The sequence below is a fragment of the Bradyrhizobium tropiciagri genome (assembly GCF_018130505.1).
Lineage (GTDB): Bacteria > Pseudomonadota > Alphaproteobacteria > Rhizobiales > Xanthobacteraceae > Bradyrhizobium > Bradyrhizobium tropiciagri_B.
This window is the reverse complement of the sequence record NZ_JAFCKH010000012.1, coordinates 186118-204799: the sequence shown is the minus strand read 5'-3', so window position 1 is coordinate 204799 and position 18682 is coordinate 186118. Positions and strand designations below refer to the sequence as shown.

General features: G+C 65.6%; 16 protein-coding genes. 3 read left to right on the top strand and 13 right to left on the bottom strand.

Annotation, left to right across the window (positions count from 1 at the left end; all coding sequences use genetic code 11):
- Positions 1-14: 14 nt before the first annotated feature.
- The 10 genes from ybgF to JQ633_RS28425 form a co-directional block, all read right to left on the bottom strand.
- Entirely contained in the window at positions 15-1073 is a 1059-nt protein-coding gene (ybgF, locus tag JQ633_RS28470) for a tol-pal system protein YbgF (protein WP_211988420.1), read from the bottom strand.
- Positions 1074-1308: 235 nt separating this feature from the next.
- Positions 1309-1791, bottom strand: a complete 483-nt coding sequence (gene pal, locus JQ633_RS28465) for a peptidoglycan-associated lipoprotein Pal (protein ID WP_211988419.1) — start codon at positions 1789-1791, stop codon at positions 1309-1311.
- 315 nt (positions 1792-2106) lie between these two features.
- On the bottom strand, positions 2107-2838 hold the full coding sequence (locus tag JQ633_RS28460; protein ID WP_211988418.1) for an N-acyl amino acid synthase FeeM domain-containing protein: 732 nt from the start codon (positions 2836-2838) through the stop codon (positions 2107-2109).
- 165 nt (positions 2839-3003) lie between these two features.
- Entirely contained in the window at positions 3004-5343 is a 2340-nt protein-coding gene (locus JQ633_RS28455) for a putative bifunctional diguanylate cyclase/phosphodiesterase (protein WP_211988417.1), read from the bottom strand.
- Positions 5344-5522: 179 nt separating this feature from the next.
- Entirely contained in the window at positions 5523-6848 is a 1326-nt protein-coding gene (gene tolB / locus JQ633_RS28450; protein ID WP_211988416.1) for a Tol-Pal system beta propeller repeat protein TolB, read from the bottom strand.
- A 73-nt stretch (positions 6849-6921) separates the two neighbouring features.
- Positions 6922-7854: a protein TolA gene (locus JQ633_RS28445; RefSeq protein WP_211988415.1), complete on the bottom strand. Its 933-nt coding sequence runs from the start codon at positions 7852-7854 to the stop codon at positions 6922-6924.
- A 34-nt stretch (positions 7855-7888) separates the two neighbouring features.
- A complete protein-coding gene (locus tag JQ633_RS28440) occupies positions 7889-8356 on the bottom strand; it encodes a biopolymer transporter ExbD (RefSeq protein WP_211988414.1) in 468 nt (155 codons plus the stop codon).
- A 91-nt stretch (positions 8357-8447) separates the two neighbouring features.
- Positions 8448-9161, bottom strand: coding sequence for a protein TolQ (gene tolQ, locus JQ633_RS28435; protein ID WP_211988413.1), 714 nt, complete (start codon positions 9159-9161; stop codon positions 8448-8450).
- 543 nt (positions 9162-9704) lie between these two features.
- The gene (gene crcB / locus JQ633_RS28430) at positions 9705-10091 is read right to left on the bottom strand and encodes a fluoride efflux transporter CrcB (protein WP_211988412.1); all 387 of its coding nucleotides are present in this window, start codon (positions 10089-10091) and stop codon (positions 9705-9707) included.
- 187 nt (positions 10092-10278) lie between these two features.
- Positions 10279-10878, bottom strand: coding sequence for a superoxide dismutase (locus tag JQ633_RS28425; protein WP_211988411.1), 600 nt, complete (start codon positions 10876-10878; stop codon positions 10279-10281).
- Positions 10879-11005: 127 nt separating this feature from the next.
- On the opposite strand from JQ633_RS28425, the gene JQ633_RS28420 reads away from it, so the two are divergent.
- The 3 genes from JQ633_RS28420 to JQ633_RS28410 all read left to right on the top strand — a co-directional run bounded on the left by JQ633_RS28420 (position 11006) and on the right by JQ633_RS28410 (position 13607).
- The gene (locus JQ633_RS28420; protein ID WP_211988410.1) at positions 11006-11536 is read left to right on the top strand and encodes a GNAT family N-acetyltransferase; all 531 of its coding nucleotides are present in this window, start codon (positions 11006-11008) and stop codon (positions 11534-11536) included.
- Between the two features lie 153 nt (positions 11537-11689).
- Positions 11690-13072, top strand: a complete 1383-nt coding sequence (locus tag JQ633_RS28415; protein ID WP_211988409.1) for an MATE family efflux transporter — start codon at positions 11690-11692, stop codon at positions 13070-13072.
- Between the two features lie 91 nt (positions 13073-13163).
- Positions 13164-13607 (top strand): DUF2147 domain-containing protein, encoded by a 444-nt coding sequence (locus tag JQ633_RS28410; protein ID WP_211988408.1) that lies wholly within the window; start codon positions 13164-13166, stop codon positions 13605-13607.
- Positions 13608-13792: 185 nt separating this feature from the next.
- On the opposite strand, the gene JQ633_RS28405 is transcribed toward JQ633_RS28410, so the two are convergent.
- The 3 genes from JQ633_RS28405 to htpG form a co-directional block, all read right to left on the bottom strand.
- Positions 13793-14941: a DUF3095 domain-containing protein gene (locus JQ633_RS28405; protein WP_211988407.1), complete on the bottom strand. Its 1149-nt coding sequence runs from the start codon at positions 14939-14941 to the stop codon at positions 13793-13795.
- A gap of 288 nt (positions 14942-15229) precedes the next feature.
- Entirely contained in the window at positions 15230-16435 is a 1206-nt protein-coding gene (gene zigA / locus JQ633_RS28400; protein ID WP_211988406.1) for a zinc metallochaperone GTPase ZigA, read from the bottom strand.
- A gap of 362 nt (positions 16436-16797) precedes the next feature.
- Entirely contained in the window at positions 16798-18657 is a 1860-nt protein-coding gene (htpG, locus tag JQ633_RS28395; RefSeq protein WP_211988405.1) for a molecular chaperone HtpG, read from the bottom strand.
- Between the last annotated feature and the right edge of the window lie 25 nt (positions 18658-18682).

Sequence of the window (18682 nt, the reverse complement as noted above, 5' to 3'; positions counted from 1 at the left end):
TCCCTGCCGCTGGTTTAGCACTTCACCCGTTTTTGCTCACGGTCGACCGCGGCCTTCACGCCGCCGGAGGCCCGCGGATATTTCCGCGTCACCTCGCCGAAGGCGGCGCAGGCGGCTTCCTTCTCCTTCAGCGCCGCCAGCGACTGGCCGAGCCGCAGCAGCGCGTCCGGCGCCTTGGCCGACTTGTCGAACTTGGTGGTGACGCCGAGGAAGGTCTCGGCGGCGTCGCGATATTGCTGGCGCTGGAAATAGCTCTCGCCGAGCCAGTATTGCGCGTCGGCGACCAGCGGATCGGCCGGATATTTCTGGGCGAAGTTCTTCATCGTCTCTTCGGCGAGCGCGTAGTCCTTGCGCTGCATGTAGCCGATGCCGAGGTCGAACTCGTCCTTCGGCGTCGCCGACGGCGGCAGGGTGGTCAGGGCGGCGCTGGGCCCGGGGCCACGCGGCGGGGCGCCGTTGCCGAGATCGAGCGGCTCGCCCGCGCCGCGGCCGCCGGGAGCGCCGACCGCCGCCTCGTTGGACAGCGGCGCCGGGCCGCTGCCGCCGAGCAAGCGCGGCGCGCCCGGAGCGTTCGGGTTCTGCGACGGGTCGAAGGCATCGCCGCGGGGGCGGCGGCCGCCGGGAGCCGCCGGCGCCGCTGGTTCCTGCACGATCGGCGCGGGAGCTGCGATCTGCTGCTGATCATAGCCGCCCTGCTGCCGCGGCTGGCCATAGCCTTGCTGGGGCTGGCCGTAGCCCTGTTGCGGCTGCGGATAGCCGGGCTGCGCCTGCGGATAGGCCTGCGGCTGCTGCTGTTGGGGCGGCACTGCCGCGACGTTTGGCTGGGTTGCGGCGGGCTGTCCGCCCGGCCCCGGGGGCTGGCCGCCGAGCTGGCGCAGCCGGTCCTCGAGCTGGCGGTTGCGGTACTGCAGCTCCTCGTTCTGCCCGGTCAGCTGCCGCAGCTGGTTTTCCAGCCGCTGGATCCGCATCTCGTAATCGCCGCCATCATCGGATTGCGCAAAGGCCGGCGACGCAATGGCAATCAGCGCCGCGAGCGCCGCAGCGGTGGAAAGGTATTGAAGCCTGGATGACATTTTGCCCTGACGACGAGATCGACGTGAAAAGCGAGCGACATTGAGCGATGGAGTACGCCGGAATTGTGACTGGCACTTCAATTCCAGCTCAGCGCCGCGCGAAATGGTTTAATGCCGGCGCCAGAACAAGCAAGCGGGCAGTTGCCGCGGGTGCCGTTCATCAAGATGACGACCAGCCAAAATGAAACCGGCGCCCGAGGGCGCCGGTGTGGAAACATTGATCCGAAGCATCGCCTCAGGAGCTGGCGTTCAGCACGGTGACGGCGCGGCGGTTCTGCGACCAGCAGGAGATGTCGTTGCAGACCGCGACCGGGCGTTCCTTGCCGTAGGAGATGGTGCGCATGCGGCTCGGGTCGATGCCGCGCGAGGCGAGGTAGGCGCGGACCGACTGGGCGCGACGAGCGCCGAGCGCGATGTTGTATTCGCGGGTGCCGCGCTCGTCGGCATGGCCTTCAATGGTGAAGGAGTAACGGCTGTAGGACTGCAGCCATTGCGCCTGCTTGTCGAGGGTCGCAGTCGCCTGCGGGGTGAGATCGGTCTGGTCGCTCTCGAAGAAGACGCGATCGCCGACATTCACCACGAAATCCTGCGGGCTGCCCGGGGCCGCGGCGCCCCCGATCGCGCCATTGGCGTCCAACGGGTTCTTGTTGGCACAGGCGCCCATCGACAGCGCCACCGCCAGAACCGCAACCAGCTTCATACCCTGGAGATAATTCATTCCCGGAGCCTCCACGCTCACGCTCTTCGTACTACCCAATCGGTCTACAGGGCGATGGTTAAGCGAACGTTCCGTCAACCTTGACGAGACCTTGCCGGAGCCCATCAAATGCCAGCCAATGGCGAAAAGCGCCCCCGATGGTTAATGGGTGGCAAATGTGGCGCGACGGTGAACAGAAGGCAAGGATCGCCGGAAGCGGGCCACAGGCGGAGGTAATTTCGAAGTTCCGGAGGGCGGGCGGACCGGCGACGGGTCGCGCTCCGGAGCCGAAGGCCCGGCAGCGACGCCGCCATGGGACCGGCTGATTCGCGGAGGTCAGGTGCTCGGGACGATCGAGGGCCGCGCGAAGCGGTCGACTGTCGCCTGCTGGGGGGCGTGGTGTTCCCGTTCGAACAGCATGCGGCGCTCGAACGCCGACGAGCGCATCATCGGGTAACGCGAGAACACCTTGTCGCGCATGGTCGGGAAATCCGCCGCCATCAGGCCGACCGGCTTGATCAGGCCGGGGAACAGGCGCGGCTCGGCAATGGTCTCGTGGAAGAAGACGCGACGGTAGAACGCCTGGTGCTCGGGACGAACGATCGCGAGCCCGAGATCGGCGCTGAAATATTCGCAGGCCATATAGGCGAGGCGGACGGTGACATAGGGCAGCTCGGGCGCGCGCCGGGCACGATCGGGATCGGCGACGAACCGCGCCGGATCGATGATGATCTCGTCGCGATCGAGCCTCGGGTGCAGGATCTCGCCGAACGCCTCCGCCGAGCAGGACTCGCGCCATTGCTGCGTCAGCACGCTGATGCGCACCGAGCTGGCGAGCTCGCCGTCGAGATAGACGCCGAAGGTCCAGGAGTTCGGCAGATCATCATACTGGTCGGTGACGCGCTGCTCGCGCGACTCCTTGACGGCGCCTTCGCGCAAATAGGCGCGGTAGCGCAGATTGTAGATCTCTTCCTTGTCAGCTGGCGATTGGACGAGGCGATAATCGACGTGATCAAGCAGCTCCGACCCCCGCGAAAACGCGGGAGACGCTGCGACGGGGGACCTCATACAAAACTCCGGGCTTCCACACACAACAACTTCTGCGAGCTTGCCGAGAATCTTAACAGTCCCCTAACGAATTTGCAAAACGTTGACTCCATTACAGTTAACCGGCGCCCGCGAAACAGCCGCGCCCGGTTTCCCGACGTTGCAACTTGTCGTTTAGGAAATGGATCAGGCGATCGAGCGCGACGGCAGCGAAATGAGCTTGTCGTCGGAGCCGCGGCGGCCGTGCGAGGCGTTCAAAAGCTGGCGAATCCGCACCGCCGGAACCGGCCTGCTGAACAGGTAGCCCTGCGCTTCGGTGACTGCGCCATCGGCGCTGATCAGCTCGAGCTGATCGTTGGTCTCGATGCCCTCGACCACCACGGACATGCCGAGATCGGCCGACAGCCGCGCCACGCCGCGCAGCAGGGTCAGTGGACGGTCGCTGTCGATGCCCTCGAGGAACGACCGGTCGATCTTGACCTTCTGCAACGGGAAGTTGTGGAGATAGCTCAGCGAGGAGTAGCCGGTACCGAAGTCGTCGAGCGAGATCCGCACCCCGAGCGTCCGCAGCTGGGACAGCACGTCGTGGGTCAGCTGGGTATTGTGCAGCAGCGAGGACTCGGTGATCTCGATCTCCAGCCGGTGCGCCGGCAGGCCGGAGACCTCGAGCGCGTAGCGGACTTCGCTCAGCACGTCGCGCTGGTGGAACTGCTGCGGCGAGAAGTTGACGGCGACGCTGACCGCCTCCGGCCACTTCATGCACTCCATGCAGGCCTTGCGCAGGATCCAGCGGCCGAGGTCGACGATAAGCCCCATGTCCTCGGCGACCGGGATGATGTCGACCGGCGAGACCGTGCCGCGCACCGGGTGGTTCCAGCGCAGCAGCGCCTCGCAGGTCGAGACCTTGCCGGACCGCAGATTGATCAGCGGCTGGTAGAACAGCTCGAACTCCTCGTTGGCCAGCGCCTTGCGCAGGTCGAGCTCGAGGATGCGCCGCGCCTCGACGGTTTGCGCCATCTCGTCGCGGAAGAAGCAGAAGGTGCCACGGCCGTCGGCCTTGGCGCGGTAGAGCGCCATGTCGGCGTTCTTGAGCAGGGTGTCGGCGCTGACGCCGGGCGCCGTCATCGCGATGCCGACGCTGGCGCCGATCTCGACCAGGTGGTTGTCGATCTTGTAGCGCTCGCTGAGTCGGTCGACGATGCGGCGGGCCAGCGCCGCGGCGTCCTCGTGGGAATGGATGTTCTGCTGGAACACGACGAACTCGTCGCCGCCGAACCGCGCCACGAAATCCTCCGGCCGCAGCATCTCGCGCATCCGCTCGGCGACCGCGCACAGCAGCTGGTCGCCGCAGGGATGGCCGAGCGTGTCGTTGACCTGCTTGAACTGGTCGAGGTCGACGAACAGCAGGGCGGAGCGATGCTCGCCTCCCTGCTGGGTGGCGAGCAGCCGGCCGATCTCGTCGCGGAAGTTGACGCGGTTGGGCAGCGCCGTCAGCTCGTCGTAGCGCGCCAGATGGCTGATCCTGGCCTCGGCGTCCTTGCGCTCGGTGATGTCCTCGACCAGCACCACCGTACCGCCGCCCGGCATCGGCTGGAACGTCCAGTCCAGCGAGCGGTTCTTGGCGGGATCCGGGTCGCTGGTGACGAGGTCGCCGGCCTGCGAACTCTCGATTTCCGACAGGATCTGCTGGGCGGTCGCCACCGAGATGGTGCCCGACAGCACGCAGGCATTGCAGATGTCGGACACGCTGGCACCGCGCTGCACGAAATCGTCCGGCAGCTTCATCATCGCGGTGAAGCGCTGGTTCATCACCGCCAGCCGGCCGTCGGCGCGGAACATGCACAGGCCGTGCGGCATGTTGTTGAGCGCGGTATCGAACTGGTTCGCCAGCGCCGATTCGCGGAAGCTCGCGGTCAGCGCCTTGACGAAGATCGCATGCAGGCTGAGGTTGATGCCCTTGAGGCCGTAGAAGAACAGCACCAGCAGGGTCGACAGGCCGATGTAATAAAAGTCGCCGTGCAGCGCCAAGGCCAGCGACATCGGCCCGCAGGCGACCAGCACGTGGAGCTGCAACAGCCGCGGCCGTCCGTAATTGCGGGCGGCGCCGCCGGCGGTATAGCCGACCGTCACCGCGACGCAGAGCATGTGGGCGACGGGGTCATCGCTGCCCATGATGGTGACGAAGCACCAGGCGCCCAGCACCACGGCATAGACGATGGCGCCGATCGAGTAGCGCGGCGCCCAGAGCTTGGCTTCCTCATAGGTCAGCCCGCCGCCCTGCCCCTCGTCGTATTTGCGCATCTGGAACGCGCGGGCGGTGCCGATGGCGATGATCAGGAAGGCGAACGGCCACAGCAGCACGTTGCCGGTCTTGAGCGCGGTCATCACGGCGGCTGAGGCGGTGGCGACGCTGCCGAGGAACATCGCCCAGAAATTCTGGCGCATCGAATCGACAAGCGCAGCGTAGAGCACCGGCTCCAGCTCGTCCTGGCTGCTGCCTCGTCTTTTCTGTTCTGCCAACTGCATCGGCCGGTTTACGCGTCCTATTCAGGTCGCAACTCTTACCGATCGCAGATGAAGTCTTTCTGAGGGAATATCGTTAGCGAGTCCTTGCCGCGTCCTCGAGAGACCGAAAATTCACCACGGAAATCAGTGCGCTAGGTGAGAACTGCCGCCTGACACCGTGGTTACCCGGACATACTGTCTCAGGACAGCAGCGGCGACCAGGCGGGATCGGAGGCAAAGCCCGGCGTCGGCACGCGGAGTTCGTTGCGGCCGGAAACATCGATCGTATAGAGCGACGGCCCGCTGTTCCCGCCGGGATCGCGGAAGAACATCACGACCCGCCCGTTCGGCGCGAAGGTCGGGCCCTCATTGTGGAAGCCCGAGGTCAGGATGCGCTCGCCACTGCCGTCGGTCTTCATGATGCCGATCGCGAACTGCCCGCCGCCCTGCTTGGTGAAGGCGATGTAGTCGCCGCGCGGCGACCACACCGGGGTCGAATAGCTGCCGTCACCGAACGAGATGCGCTGCGCCTGGCCACCGGTGGCCGGCATCACATAGATCTGCGGCTTGCCGCCGCGATCGGATTCGAAGCACAGCCGCGAGCCGTCCGGTGCGTAGGACGGCGAGGTGTCGATCGCCGGCGTGTCGGTCAGCCGCGTCATCGCCTTGGAGCGCAGGTCCATCACGAACAGGTTCGAGTTGCCGCCCTGCTGCAGGCTCATGATGATGCGCTGGCCGTCGGGCGAGAAGCGCGGCGAGAACGACATGCCGGGGAAGTTGCCGACGATCTCGCGCTGGCCGGTCTCGATGTTGAGCAGGTAGACCCGCGGGTCGCCCTGCCCGAACTCCATATAGGTGATCTCCTGGGTCGACGGCGAGAAACGCGGCGTCAGCACCAGATCCGAGCCGCGGGTCAGATAGCGCACATTGGCGCCGTCCTGGTCCATCAGCGTCAGCCGCTTGACGCGGCGCTGCGCGGAGCCGCTCTCGTCGACGAACACAACGCGGGTGTCGAAATAGCCCTTCTCGCCGGTCATCCGCTCATAAACCTGATCGGAGATGATGTGGGCGATACGCCGCCAGAACTCGGCCGAGGTATCGTATTGCTGGCCGGCAAGCTGCTGGCCGGTGTTGACGTCCCAGAGCCGGAACTCGGCCTTGACGCGGCCGCTGCCCTGCCGCGTCATGCGGCCCGTCAACAGTGCCTGCGCGTTGATGCTCTTCCAATTGTTGAAGTTCGGCGCCACGTCGAAGTTGATCGACTTCTCGAGATAGGCGGCCTGGTCGATCGGCGCGAACAATCCGCTGCGCTTGAGGTTGTTGGTGATCACCTGCGCGACGCCGGCACCGACTTCGGTATCGCCAGGCGTGCCGGCAGTGAAATTCGGGATCGCGATCGGCACCGGGGCGAAGTCGCCCTCCTGAACGATCACCTTTTTCTGCGCCAGAGCGCTGCGGCTTCCGATCAGCGCGCCAAGTGCAGCCATTCCGGAAATCATCTGTCGGCGGTTCGGGCGAAATCTCATCACTCGCAAATCATCGCTGTCGGTCATTGTCTGTCTGCAACTTTGTTGGATATCGGCCCAGCCGCAACTGTCCTCAGGACTTTCGCTCCGTGAACACCGGCGCGAAATACTTCCACTCGTCGAAAAAGGCGGCCGGCAAATTGTACGGCTGGCATGCGATGATCGCCCGCAGGGCGCTCTCCTGATAGACGCGCAGATAGGGCGTCCCGGCCGTGCCTTCCGGCACCGGCATGCCTTCGAGCGATCCGTCGCGCTTCAGCTTGATCGCGAACGAGACCTCGGTCTGTTGCGCTTCGATGCCGCCATAGGGCTTCTTCCAGCAGCGCTCGACCTGCTGCTTGAACATCGCGCCCCAGGTCGCGGAATTGTCGGCGGCCTTGCCTTTCGCGGTACCGAGCGCGGCGTTGGCGTTCAGCGCATCGCCGGTCACCGCGGCGTGCGTCGGATCGCGCTTGTCGAGCAGCGCTGCGATCTTGCTCTGGTCGAAGGTGCGCTCCTTCGGCTTCTGCTCCGGCGGCGGCTTGGCGGCCTGCTGCACCGGCTTCGGCGGCGGCTTCTTCTCTTCCTTCTTGATCGCTTCGGCGATCGGGTCGGGCTTCACCGGATCGGGCTTCTTCTCGACCGGCTTCGGCTCTTCCTTCGGCTTGTTCTCGACCTTCTTCGGCGGGTCCGGCTTCTTCTCTTCCGGCTTCTCGACCTTCGGGCTCGGCGCGGGCGCGGTGTCGGTCACGACCGGCGGCTTCTTGTCCTCGATCTTGCCGACGGTGTCGTCGACCGGCTTGGCCTCGGCGACCTTCTCGACCAGCGGCTTGGGATTTTCCTTCTTGCCGTCCTTCTGGCCGGCCATGACATGGGAGAGCTGGTCGGAGGAGATCACGTCGACCGCGACCGTCTCCTCTTCCGGCATCACGAAGGCCTTGGTCGAAAACGACACGAGGCCCCACCCGATCACGAGGACGTGCAGGACAATCGATGCCGCCAGCGTCTTGTCGACCTTGACCTTCAAGTCAGGCTTCCCCGTGCCTTGCCGAACATGGTGGTTAACCGCCTTCCGGGATGATGACGATATTCGCCTTGAATCCCGCGGCCCGGACCTCACCAAGCAATTTCATCATATCCGTGTAACAGACGTCCTTGTCGCCACGGAGATAGACCACTCTTTCAGCTTCCGACCGGGCATCCCCGATCGCCTTGATCTTGGCAGGAAAATCGGCCGCCGTAACCGGCGCGTCGCCGAGATAGAGATCGATGTTCGAGTTGCAACTGCCGTTGGTACGCTTCACCGAGAGCGTCAGCGGCGGCTGGTTCGACGATATCGACTTGCCGCCGCTGGCGACCGGCAGGTCGATATCGATGTTCGACGTCATCAGCGGCGCCGCCACCATGAAGATGATCAGCAGCACCAGCATCACGTCGACCATCGGCGTGACGTTGATCTCGGCCATCACCGGCTTGCGTCCGCCGCGGCGACGCCCGCCACCGCCGGACCCTGCCATGCTCATCGCCATGATCGTGCGCTCGCAGTACTGGCCATCACGCTCTTTTCCTGGAGCATGATCTTCTCGGAAAACCGGCTGCCACTTTTCCGGATCATGCTCGTCATGCCCGCTCGTCGATCTGACGCGACAGGATGGCGGAGAACTCGTCGGCGAACCCTTCCAGGCGCGCGGCCTGCCGGTTCACCTCCGAGGTGAACTTATTGTAGAAAATTGTCGCCGGAATTGCGGCGATCAGGCCGATTGCGGTGGCAAACAGCGCCTCGGCGATGCCGGGGGCCACCACCGCCAAGGAGGTGTTTTTCGAGGCCGCGATCGACTGGAAGCTCGACATGATGCCCCAGACGGTGCCGAACAGGCCCACGAAAGGCCCGGCCGAGCCGACGGTGGCCAGCACCAGCAGGCGCCGCTCCAGCCGCTCCACCTCGCGGGCGATCGAGACGTTCATGACCTTCTCGATCCGGGCCTGCAGGCCGGCAAAGGACCGCGTCTGGCTCTCGAAGGAGCGTTTCCACTCCCGCATTGCAGCAACGAAACAGGCGGCCATCGACTGCGTCGGCTTGGCCGACAGCGACCGGTACAGTTCCTCGATCGACTGTCCGGACCAGAACGCCTGCTCGAAGCGGTCCATGGCCCGCTTGGTGCGCCCGTACAGCAGGATCTTGTCGATCGCGATCGCCCAGACCCAGACCGAGCAGGACAAAAGTCCCAACATCACGCATTTGACGACCCAGTGAGCCTGCCAAAACAGCGCGATCAGCGACACATCGCTCGATGCCAGGGGCAGAGCTGACTGAGCCACGTCGGCGGGATTCATCGGCAATATCCTCTCAACGCAAGTGTCCCAAACAGGCGGGCCGCAATCGGCACCGGTTCCACGGCCGCGCCGGGCGCGGCAAAGACTGCGCAAGAGCCTTTTACATTTGTCGCATGGGGGGCCCGTCCAAAGCCGGGCCCTGCTTCCCCTGCCAACATGTCAAAACGAGGGCTTTTCACGCGTCATTCCGCCCCTAACCAAACGCTAATCATAGTTAAGGCGAGGTTACCAAAGGGAAATTCTGGGGCTGGAAATGCCGGTGGCGGAGGCGGTTGGCGGGTTCCCGGGCGGGGCGGTCGGCGAGACGGCAAGCACCCCCCGCCGTCGTCCTGGCGAAGGCCAGGGAGACAGCGAGTTTGTTGCCCGATCGCCCACCACACAAACGCGGTGTCATCGCCCGGCTTGACCGGGCGATCCAGTATTCCAGAGGCAGTCGTGCTTGAGCGGATAGGCCGCGGCGTACTGGATCGCCCGGTCAAGCCGGGCGATGACAGTTGAGAATGGGCTCGACGCTGCGCAACGGCGTCCGGAATGACGGCAAGCTCACGTCAGATGCCGCACGATCGCCAGGCCCGCGAACAGGCCGGCGATCGACAGCACCACCGAGCCCACCACATAGAGCGCCGCCAGCCCAAGTTCGCCGCGCTCGTACAGCAGCGCGGTATCGAGTGAGAAGGCTGAGAATGTCGTGTAGCCGCCGAGGATCCCGGTCATCAGGAACAGCCGCCAGGGCTGCGAGGCCTCGCCCTTGAAGGCGAGATAGCCGGCGATCAGGCCCATCACGGTCGAACCCGTGATGTTGATGATGAAGGTGCCCCAGGGAAACGCGGTGCCGATGCAGCGCGCGCAGGTGAGATTGATCAGATGGCGCAGCGTCGCGCCGAGACCGCCGCCGAAGAAGACGAGGAGATAGCCGGTGAGTTGCCCCATGCGGGGTTTGTGCCGCAAGGGCGGGACTATCGCAAGGCGCAGAGACAGAAAGGGCGGCAGTTGCAGCTGCCGCCCTTCTCCAAAACTCTCTCATCGTCATTCCGGGGCGATGCAAAGCATCGAACCCGGAATCTCGAGCTTCCGGGTTCAGCCCTGCGGGCTGCCCCGGAATGACAACGCCGCGCGATCAGCCGGCCTTGCCGAACATCTCGTCGACGTAGTCCCAGTTGATCAGGTTCTCGACGAACGCCTTGAGATAGTCGGGACGACGGTTGCGGTAGTCGATGTAGTAGGAGTGCTCCCAGACGTCGACGCCGAGGATCGGCACCGCGCCGTGGACCAGCGGGTTCTCGCCGTTCGGGGTCTTGGCGATCTCGAGCTTGCCGCCCTTGACCTGGAGCCAGGCCCAGCCCGAGCCGAACTGGCCGGCGCCGGCAGCGGCGAAATCGGTCTTGAACTTCTCGAAGCCGCCGAGGTCCTCGTTGATCTTCTTCTCGATCCGGCCCGGCAGCTTGGTGCCGCCGCCATTCGGCTTCATCCACTTCCAGAAATGGATGTGGTTGTAGTGCTGACCTGCATTGTTGAAGACGGCCGCGTTCTTGCCGAACGAACCCTTCACGATCTCCTCGAGGGACTTGCCTTCGAATTCGGTCCCCTTGATCGCGTTGTTGCCGTTGGTGACGTAGGCCTGGTGATGCTTGTCGTGGTGAAACTCCAGCGTTTCCTTGGACATGTAGGGCGCAAGGGCGTCGTGAGCGTAGGGCAGATCGGGTAGCGTGAAGGTCATGGGGTAATGTCCAACAGAGGGTGGGAGACTACACTTAACGGGTCCCCCTTATAGAAGGTTCCACGGCGGAGAAACACCGCATTTTCGGATCGTGTATGACGGAGCGGCAGAGCCGAGGACCGGGACGATGAGCATCGAAATCGACATTCTCAACGGAGACGCATCCTGGCCGCAGGCGAAGCCGCTGCTGGAGGCGGTGTGGCGGCGCGATCCGGCCAAGGCCCAGCCCTGGGCGAACATCGAATGGGCGCATGCCGATCTGCGCGTGCTGCTCGACGCGCCCGACGACGGCGGCCTCGCCTGTCACGTCGGTATCTACTTCCGGACCATCATTTGGAACGGCCACAAGGTGCATGTCGGCGGCATCGGCGGGGTCTCGACCCGCGCGGACTGCCGGCGGCGCGGCTATGCGTCGCTCGCGCTCGACGCCGCCGTACACACCATTCGTGCCAACGATGCGGTGAAATTCGCAATCTTATTCTGCGAGCCGCACAATTACGCATTCTACCAGGCGCGCGGCTGGCATCCCTTCACCGGCGAGGTGCGTTGCGAGCAGCCTTCCGGGCCGATGGTTTTCGAGGCGATGGCGCCGTACGTCTTCGACATCGTCCGCGCCCCGCGCCAGGGCAAGATCGACCTATGCGGCCTGCCGTGGTGACCCCTGCGCGGGGCGAGGTGGCCTGTACGCGATGCGGCCCGTAATATGTTAAGTATCATTTATTGACGGCGGGCTTCACGACGTGACTTTGAACCGCGGCGAGCAGAGTGCGCCCCCTCTCCCGCAGGCGGCAGAGGCGAAGGCACGCAGCGCATGACCATTGAAGCCTCGATGGACGCGCGACCCGCCGCGACCGCGCCCACGGTGCCGGTCAACGCGCTGCTGACCGCGCCGATCCTGCCGACGCTGCTGCGGCTTGCCGTCCCCAACACCATCGCGATGTTCGGCTCGACGCTGGTGGCGGTGGCCGAGACCTCCTATATCGGCCGGCTCGGCACCGAGCCGCTGGCCGGGATCGCGCTGGTGTTTCCGTTCGCGATGCTGACGCAGATGATGTCGGCGGGCGCGATGGGCGGCGGCGTCTCGTCCGCGATCAGCCGCGCGATCGGCGCCGGCGAGCGCGACCGCGCCGCCGACCTCGCGCTGCATGCGGCGATGATCGGCGCCGGCGCCGGGCTGTTCTTCACCGTGCTGATGCTGACCTTCGGCGAGAACTTCTATGCGCTGCTCGGCGGCCGCGGCGGCGTGCTCGAGCAATCCCTGCACTATTCGCAGGTGCTGTTCTCCGGCGCGATCTCGATCTGGCTGGTCAACACGCTCGCCTCCGTCGTCCGTGGCACCGGCGACATGCGGATTCCCTCGATGACGCTGATCGCGGTCTCACTGATCCAGATTGCAGTCGGCGGCGTGTTCGGGCTCGGCTTGCTCGGCATGCCCAGCCTCGGCATGCGCGGCGTCGCCGCCGGCCAGCTCACCGCCTTCACCTGCGGCGCGATCTTCCTCGCCTGGTATCTCGTCAGCGGCCGCAGCCGCCTGAAGCTCGATTTCAAGGCGTTCAGCTTCCAGCGCGCGATGTTCGTCGACATCCTCAAGGTCGGCGCGATCTCTTGCCTGTCGCCGCTGCAGAGCGTGCTGACCATCCTGATCTTCACGAAGATCCTGGCCGGCTTCGGCACCGAGACGCTGGCCGGCTACGGCATGGGCTCGCGGCTGGAATTCCTGCTGATCCCGATCGCATTCGCGGTCGGCGTCGCCTCGGTGCCGATGGTCGGCATGGCTGTTGGAGCGGGCCTCGTGACGCGGGCGCGCAAGGTGGCGTGGACCGCCGGCACCGTCGCGGGCCTCGTGGTCGGTCTGGTCGGACTCATCGTCGCGCTGAAGCCGACGCTGTGGATTTCGCTGTTCACCAGCGATCCCGGCGTGACCGCCGCGGCCTCGTCCTATTTCGCGCTCGCCGGTCCCGCCTTTGGCTTCTTCGGCGTCGGCGTATGTCTTTACTTCTCCTCGCAGGGCGCGGCGAAGGTCGGCGGGCCGGTGCTGGCCGGGACGATCCGCCTGCTGGTGGTCGGCATCGGCGGCTGGTGGCTCGCCTCCGCCGGCGCCCCGGCCTGGACGTTGTTCGCGCTGGTCGGCGGTGCGATGGTGGTGTTCGGCCTCGCGACGATCGTTTCGATCCGGCTGACGCGCTGGGGATAGCGTGCGGCCCGGCGCGCGTCTGTTCGCGCGATTATGACGTTGCAGAAATCGTTCGACTTGCTATGCAGGCCCGCTTTTTTGGGGAACGGTCATGGCTTGGCGATTCGGATACGTGGTGGCAATCCTTGCGGCGACACTCGCTGCGCCGCTCGCGCATGCGCAAAGCGCGCCCGAGCCGACCGGCGTGTGGCAGACCCAGGCAGGTGACGCGCGCGTCAAGATCAGCAAATGCGGCGGCGGCATCTGCGGCGTGATCGTGTCGTTGCGCGAGCCGATCGATCCGATGACCGGCAAACCGCAGGTCGACAACAAGAACCCCAACCCGTCGCTGGTGACGCGCCCGATGATCGGCCTGCCGCTGTTCTCCGGCATGCAGCCGGTCGCGGCCGGAAAATGGTCGGGCCAGATCTACAATGCCGATGACGGCGGCACCTATGCCAGCAGCATCACGGTGACCGGCGACAGCACGCTGCGCGTCGAAGGCTGCGTCGGTGCGCTGTGCGGCGGCGAGACCTGGACGCGCGTGGGGCGGTAAGGGAGGCTATGCTCTCTCCGCCCCCTCTCCCCGCTCTTTCGCGGGGAGAGGGTTGGGGTGAGGAGCTTCCATCCGGCGAGCACCTCGTCGCTTGTCGAGCAGTGTGCCCTGCCCCTCACCCGGATCGCATCTGCGATGCGATCCGACCTCTCCCCGCAAAGCGCGAGGAGAGGTGAAGGAAACGGCTACATCACCCGCGCCTTCAGCACGGTCGCGGCGGCGGCGTAGCCGCCGCTGGCGCCGTCGATGAAATGGACGTGATCGCTTCGCATCACCGACGGCGTGAAGCAGGTCATCATCGCGGCGTCCTGCTCATGCAGGCCGTAGCGCACGATGCCCTGCGCGGAAGCGGCGGCAAGGCGCTGCTCGAGTTCGGCCGCGAGCTCGGCGGTGCAGTCGAGGATCATGCGCAGGCCGTCGTCGAATTTGCGGAAGTCGGAGTTCTCCACCACCTGTTGGAGATAAAGCTTCGGCACGAACTTGCCGACCTTGAGGCCGAGGCGGAACACGACAAAGGCCCAGAACGCAAAGCCGAGCACGGCGGCGCGCCGCAGCGCCAGCGAGCCGCCGCGCCGCATCGCGCGCGCTTCATACTCGATGCCCTGCGGCGGAAAGCGCAGCGGCGGACCGCCTGACGGCACCGGCCGCCCGGCCTCCGGCGTGGTCTCGACGCGCGCGACGATGTCCTCGATCACCTTGCGGAACGCCGCGGGATCGGCGCCCTTCGCCGGCATCACCAGCAGCGAGAGGATGACGCCGCGCGCGGACGGCATCACCTCGAAGCGGCAGGACAGGCCGGACAGATCGGGCTGCGCGCCCTCCGGCGCCGGATCGATCGCAAACTCGCCGCGCTTCATCGCGGCATCGGCGAACGCCAGCCCGCCGCCGGAGAACATCGCATAGGCGAGATTGGCCGACGGCCCGAACCGCGCGACGCGAACGTCGGCGCCCGCCGCGCGGATCGCGGCGACCGGCACCAGCGCCACCCGCATCACGAGGTCGAGATCGTCGCGTACCCAGCGCGCGGTCGCAGCCAGCGCATCGCGCGTCCTGTCGAAATCATCGGGCGCGACCGCGAAGCTGGCGCCATCGCCGCCGAACACGAAGGGGAAGTCGCGGCCGTCGAGCGCGTTGGTCACGGCGGCGACCACCGCGGCGCCGGCCATGTTGACCGCCTTGTAGCGCTGCGCGGCGATCGCCTTGGTGGAATCGACGATGTCGGCGACGCCGACGCTCCAGTCGCCGGGCAGCGGCGCATAGAGCGCGGGGTCCATCAGCCGCGCGAAGCCGCGAAACACCGGAATGCCGCCGTAAAAAATCTCGCTGCCGCTCATCGCACCGCCGCGCAGTTTCGTCGCAAACCGTGTAGCAGATACGAAGCGATTTGGGTTCGGGTTTTGCGGAGGTGTCAGCGACCTTGTCGCGCCATGCTGTCAATCCCGTCATCCTGAGGCGCGAGCCTCTTGGCGAGCCTCGAAGGATCGACGGCCACCGGCCGGGCCGTGCATCCTTCGAGACGCGCTTCGCGCTCCTCAGGATGACGGGGCAGAGAGCCTAGCTCGTAGCCCGGATGCAGCTCCGCGGCGCACGCGCCCCGGAGCTGCATCCGGGCTACGAGAGTCTCACGCCGCCTCGCCGGCCCTTCGCCATGGCGGAAACGGATCGCGCAGTTTTGTCCACGCCTGCACGTCCATGCCTGGCCGGCCCGTGATCAGGCAGGCGTCGAGGCGGCGGCGGATGTCGGCTTCATCCATGCCGGAGCCGATGAAGACGAGTTCCTGGCGGCGGTCGCCGTAGTGATCGTTCCAGCTGCGCTGCATCATCAGCTGGAAATCGGCATGATCGGGCCAATGCTCGCGGGGGATCGCGGCCCACCAGGCGCCCAGGCCTTCGGTGCGCACGATCGCGCCGGCCTGGCTCAGCTCGCCGCACCAGTCCGGGCGCGTCGCGATCCAGAAATGACCTTTGGCGCGGATCACGCCGCGCCAACTCTCGCGCAGGAAGCCGTGAAGGCGCACCGGGTCGAACGGCCGCCGCGCACGGTAGACGAAGCTGGTAATGCCGTATTCCTCGGTCTCCGGCACGTGATCAGCAAAGCCGAACAGCTCCTTGTGCCAGAGCGGATGCGCTTGCGCCCGCTCATAGGCGAAGCGGCCGGTGTCAAGCACGCGGTCGAACGGCACTTGCGCAAAGTTCGCCTCGACCAGGTCGGCATCGGGATTGAGCGCGCGCACGATGGTGCGCGCCGCTTCGCGCTGCGCCGGCGTCGCGGCGTCGACCTTGTTGAGCACGACGACGTCGGCGAACTCGATCTGCTCGACCAGCAGGTCTACCAGCGTGCGTGTGTCACCGTCGAGCGCCTCGCCGCGCTGGCTGAGGAAATCGGTCGAGGCGTAGTCCTTCAGGAGATTGGCGGCGTCGACCACGGTGACCATCGTATCGAGCCGCGCGACGTCGGAGAGGCTATGGCCATCGGCGTCGCGAAATTCGAATGTCGCGGCCACCGGCAGCGGCTCGGAGATCCCGGTGGACTCGATCAAGAGATAATCGAACCGGCCGCTCTCGGCGAGCGCGCGCACCTCCTTCAAAAGGTCGTCGCGCAGCGTGCAGCAGATGCAGCCGTTGCTCATCTCGACCAGTCTTTCGTCAGTCCGGGACAGCTTCGCACCGCCATCGCGGACCAGGTCGGCGTCGATGTTCACCTCGCTCATGTCGTTCACAATCACCGCAACCTTCAGGCCGTGGCGATTGGTCAGCACGTGGTTCAGCAAAGTGGTCTTTCCAGCCCCGAGGAAGCCGGACAAGATCGTGACGGGGAGTTTTTGCATCGAGATCAAACAGTTGCTGGAGGGACGGACGGCGGGGCATGCGGCTCCGGAGTGAATGTTATGTTATAACATAACATCAACATGGTGTGGCCTTGTCAAGCGGGCGAATGCGCGGGGCTCCCGGGTCTTTATTGTTCGAGGTGCGTAGTCCCCCTCCCCGTCATGCTGAGGAGGCTGCGTAGCAGCCGTCTCGAAACATCGACGGCCACCAGCCGGGCCGTGCATGCTTCGAGACGCGCTGCGCGCTCCTCAGCATGACGGGAAATGAAGTACGTAGCCCGGATGGAGCGAAGCGTAATCCGGGTCAGTTCATCCGCATCGCGAGGTCCCGGATTGCGCTTCGCTCCATCCGGGCTACGAAGCTATTTCCCAACGCCGCGCAGCACGAGCTGGTTGAGGCGACCGGCGAAGGCGGCGGGGTCGTCGGGGATTTCGCCGTCGAGGATCTGGGCCTGCTCGAACAGCAGCAGGGACAGGTCCTTCGCCTGATCGGTATCAGCAGCGAGCGCGGCGACCAGCGGGTGGCGCAGGTTGATCTCGAGAATCGGTCTCGTGATCTCGCCGCGGTTCTGCTGGGCGAGCAGCCGCTCCAGCGCGCGGTCGCGGGCATCGCCGCCGGCGACGAGGCAGGAGGCGCTCGCGGTCAGCCGCTGCGAGGCGCGGACGTCGGAGACGCGCTCGCCGAGCGCATCCTTGACGATCGCGATCGTGGTCGCGGCATCGGCGGCGGGCTCGTCCTTTTTCTCATCGGTGTCGGTGAGCGGGATCAGGCCGAAATCGATATCGCCCTGGCTCAGCGACTTCAGCGGCTTGCCGCCGAAATCCAGCGGCGCCGAGGTCCAGAACGCGTCGACCGGATCGGTCAGCAGCAGCACCTCGATGCCGCGGGCGCGCGCCGATTCCAGCTTCGGGTTCGATTTCAGCCGCTCGATGCTGTCGCCGACCAGATAATAGATCTCGGTCTGGTTCGGCTTGAGATCGTCGACATACTGCTTCAGCGTGCGGTTCTCGCCCGACGTCGTGGTGAAGCGCGACAGCGCCAGCAGCTTTTCGCGGCGCTCGAAATCCTCGTACAGGCCTTCCTTGATGACCGGGCCGAACGCGTCCCAGATTTTTGCGAACGCGTCCTGATCCTTCTCGCCGAGCGTTTCCAATTCGCCGATGACGCGGCCGGTGACGGCCCTGCGGATCTGCGCCAGCTGCGGATTGTTTTGCAGCATCTCGCGCGAGATGTTGAGCGGCAGATCCTCGCTGTCGATCACGCCGCGGATGAAGCGCAAATAGGCCGGCAACAGCTCGGCGTCGTCAGCGATGAAGACGCGGCGGACATAGAGCTTGACCTTGCCCTTGCGCTCGACCTGGAACAGGTCGAACGGCTTTTGCGACGGCGCGAACAGCAGCACGGCGTAGGACTGGCGGCCCTCGGCACGGTAATGCAGCGTCATCGCGGGTTCGTCGAAGGCGCCGGCGATCTGCTTGTAGGCCTGCGCATAGTCCTCCGGCTTGAGCTCGGATTTGGACCGCTGCCACAGCGCGCTCGCCGAATTGATCTGGCGCGGCTCGCCCTCGCCCGGCACCAGGAGGATCGGAAACTGGATGTTGTCGGAATATTCGCGGACGATGCGCTCGATCTCGTAAGCCTCGAGATATTTCGCCGCGTCCGGCTTGAGATGCAGCACGATCTCGGTGCCGCGCGCGACGCGCGCTGCCGCCTCCTCGCTGGCGGGAGCAATCTCGAAGCCGCTGCCGCCGGCCGAGGTCCACACCCACACCTCGTCACTGCCGGCGCGGCGGCTGGTGACGACGATCTTCTCGGCCACCATGAAGGCGGCGTAGAAGCCGACGCCGAACTGGCCGATCAGATTGGCGCCGTCCTTGGCCTCGGTCAGCTTCGACAGGAACGACTTGGTGCCGGAGCGCGCGATGGTGCCGAGATTGTCGATCAGCTCCTGGCGGTCCATGCCGATGCCGGTGTCGGCGACGGTCAGCGTGTTCGCCGTCTTGTCGGGCGCGATCCTGATCTCGGGCGGCGCGCCGTCAGTGATCAACTCGGGATGGGCGATCGCCTGGTAGCGCAGCTTGTCGCAGGCGTCGGAGGCGTTCGAGATCAGCTCGCGCAGGAAGATGTCGGTCTCGGAATAGACCGAGTGCACCATCAGGTGCAGCAATTCGGCGACCTCGGCCTGGAACGGCTGGGTTTCGGCGGCAGCAGTGTCGGTCATGGGAACTCGGAAATCCGCGAGGGGT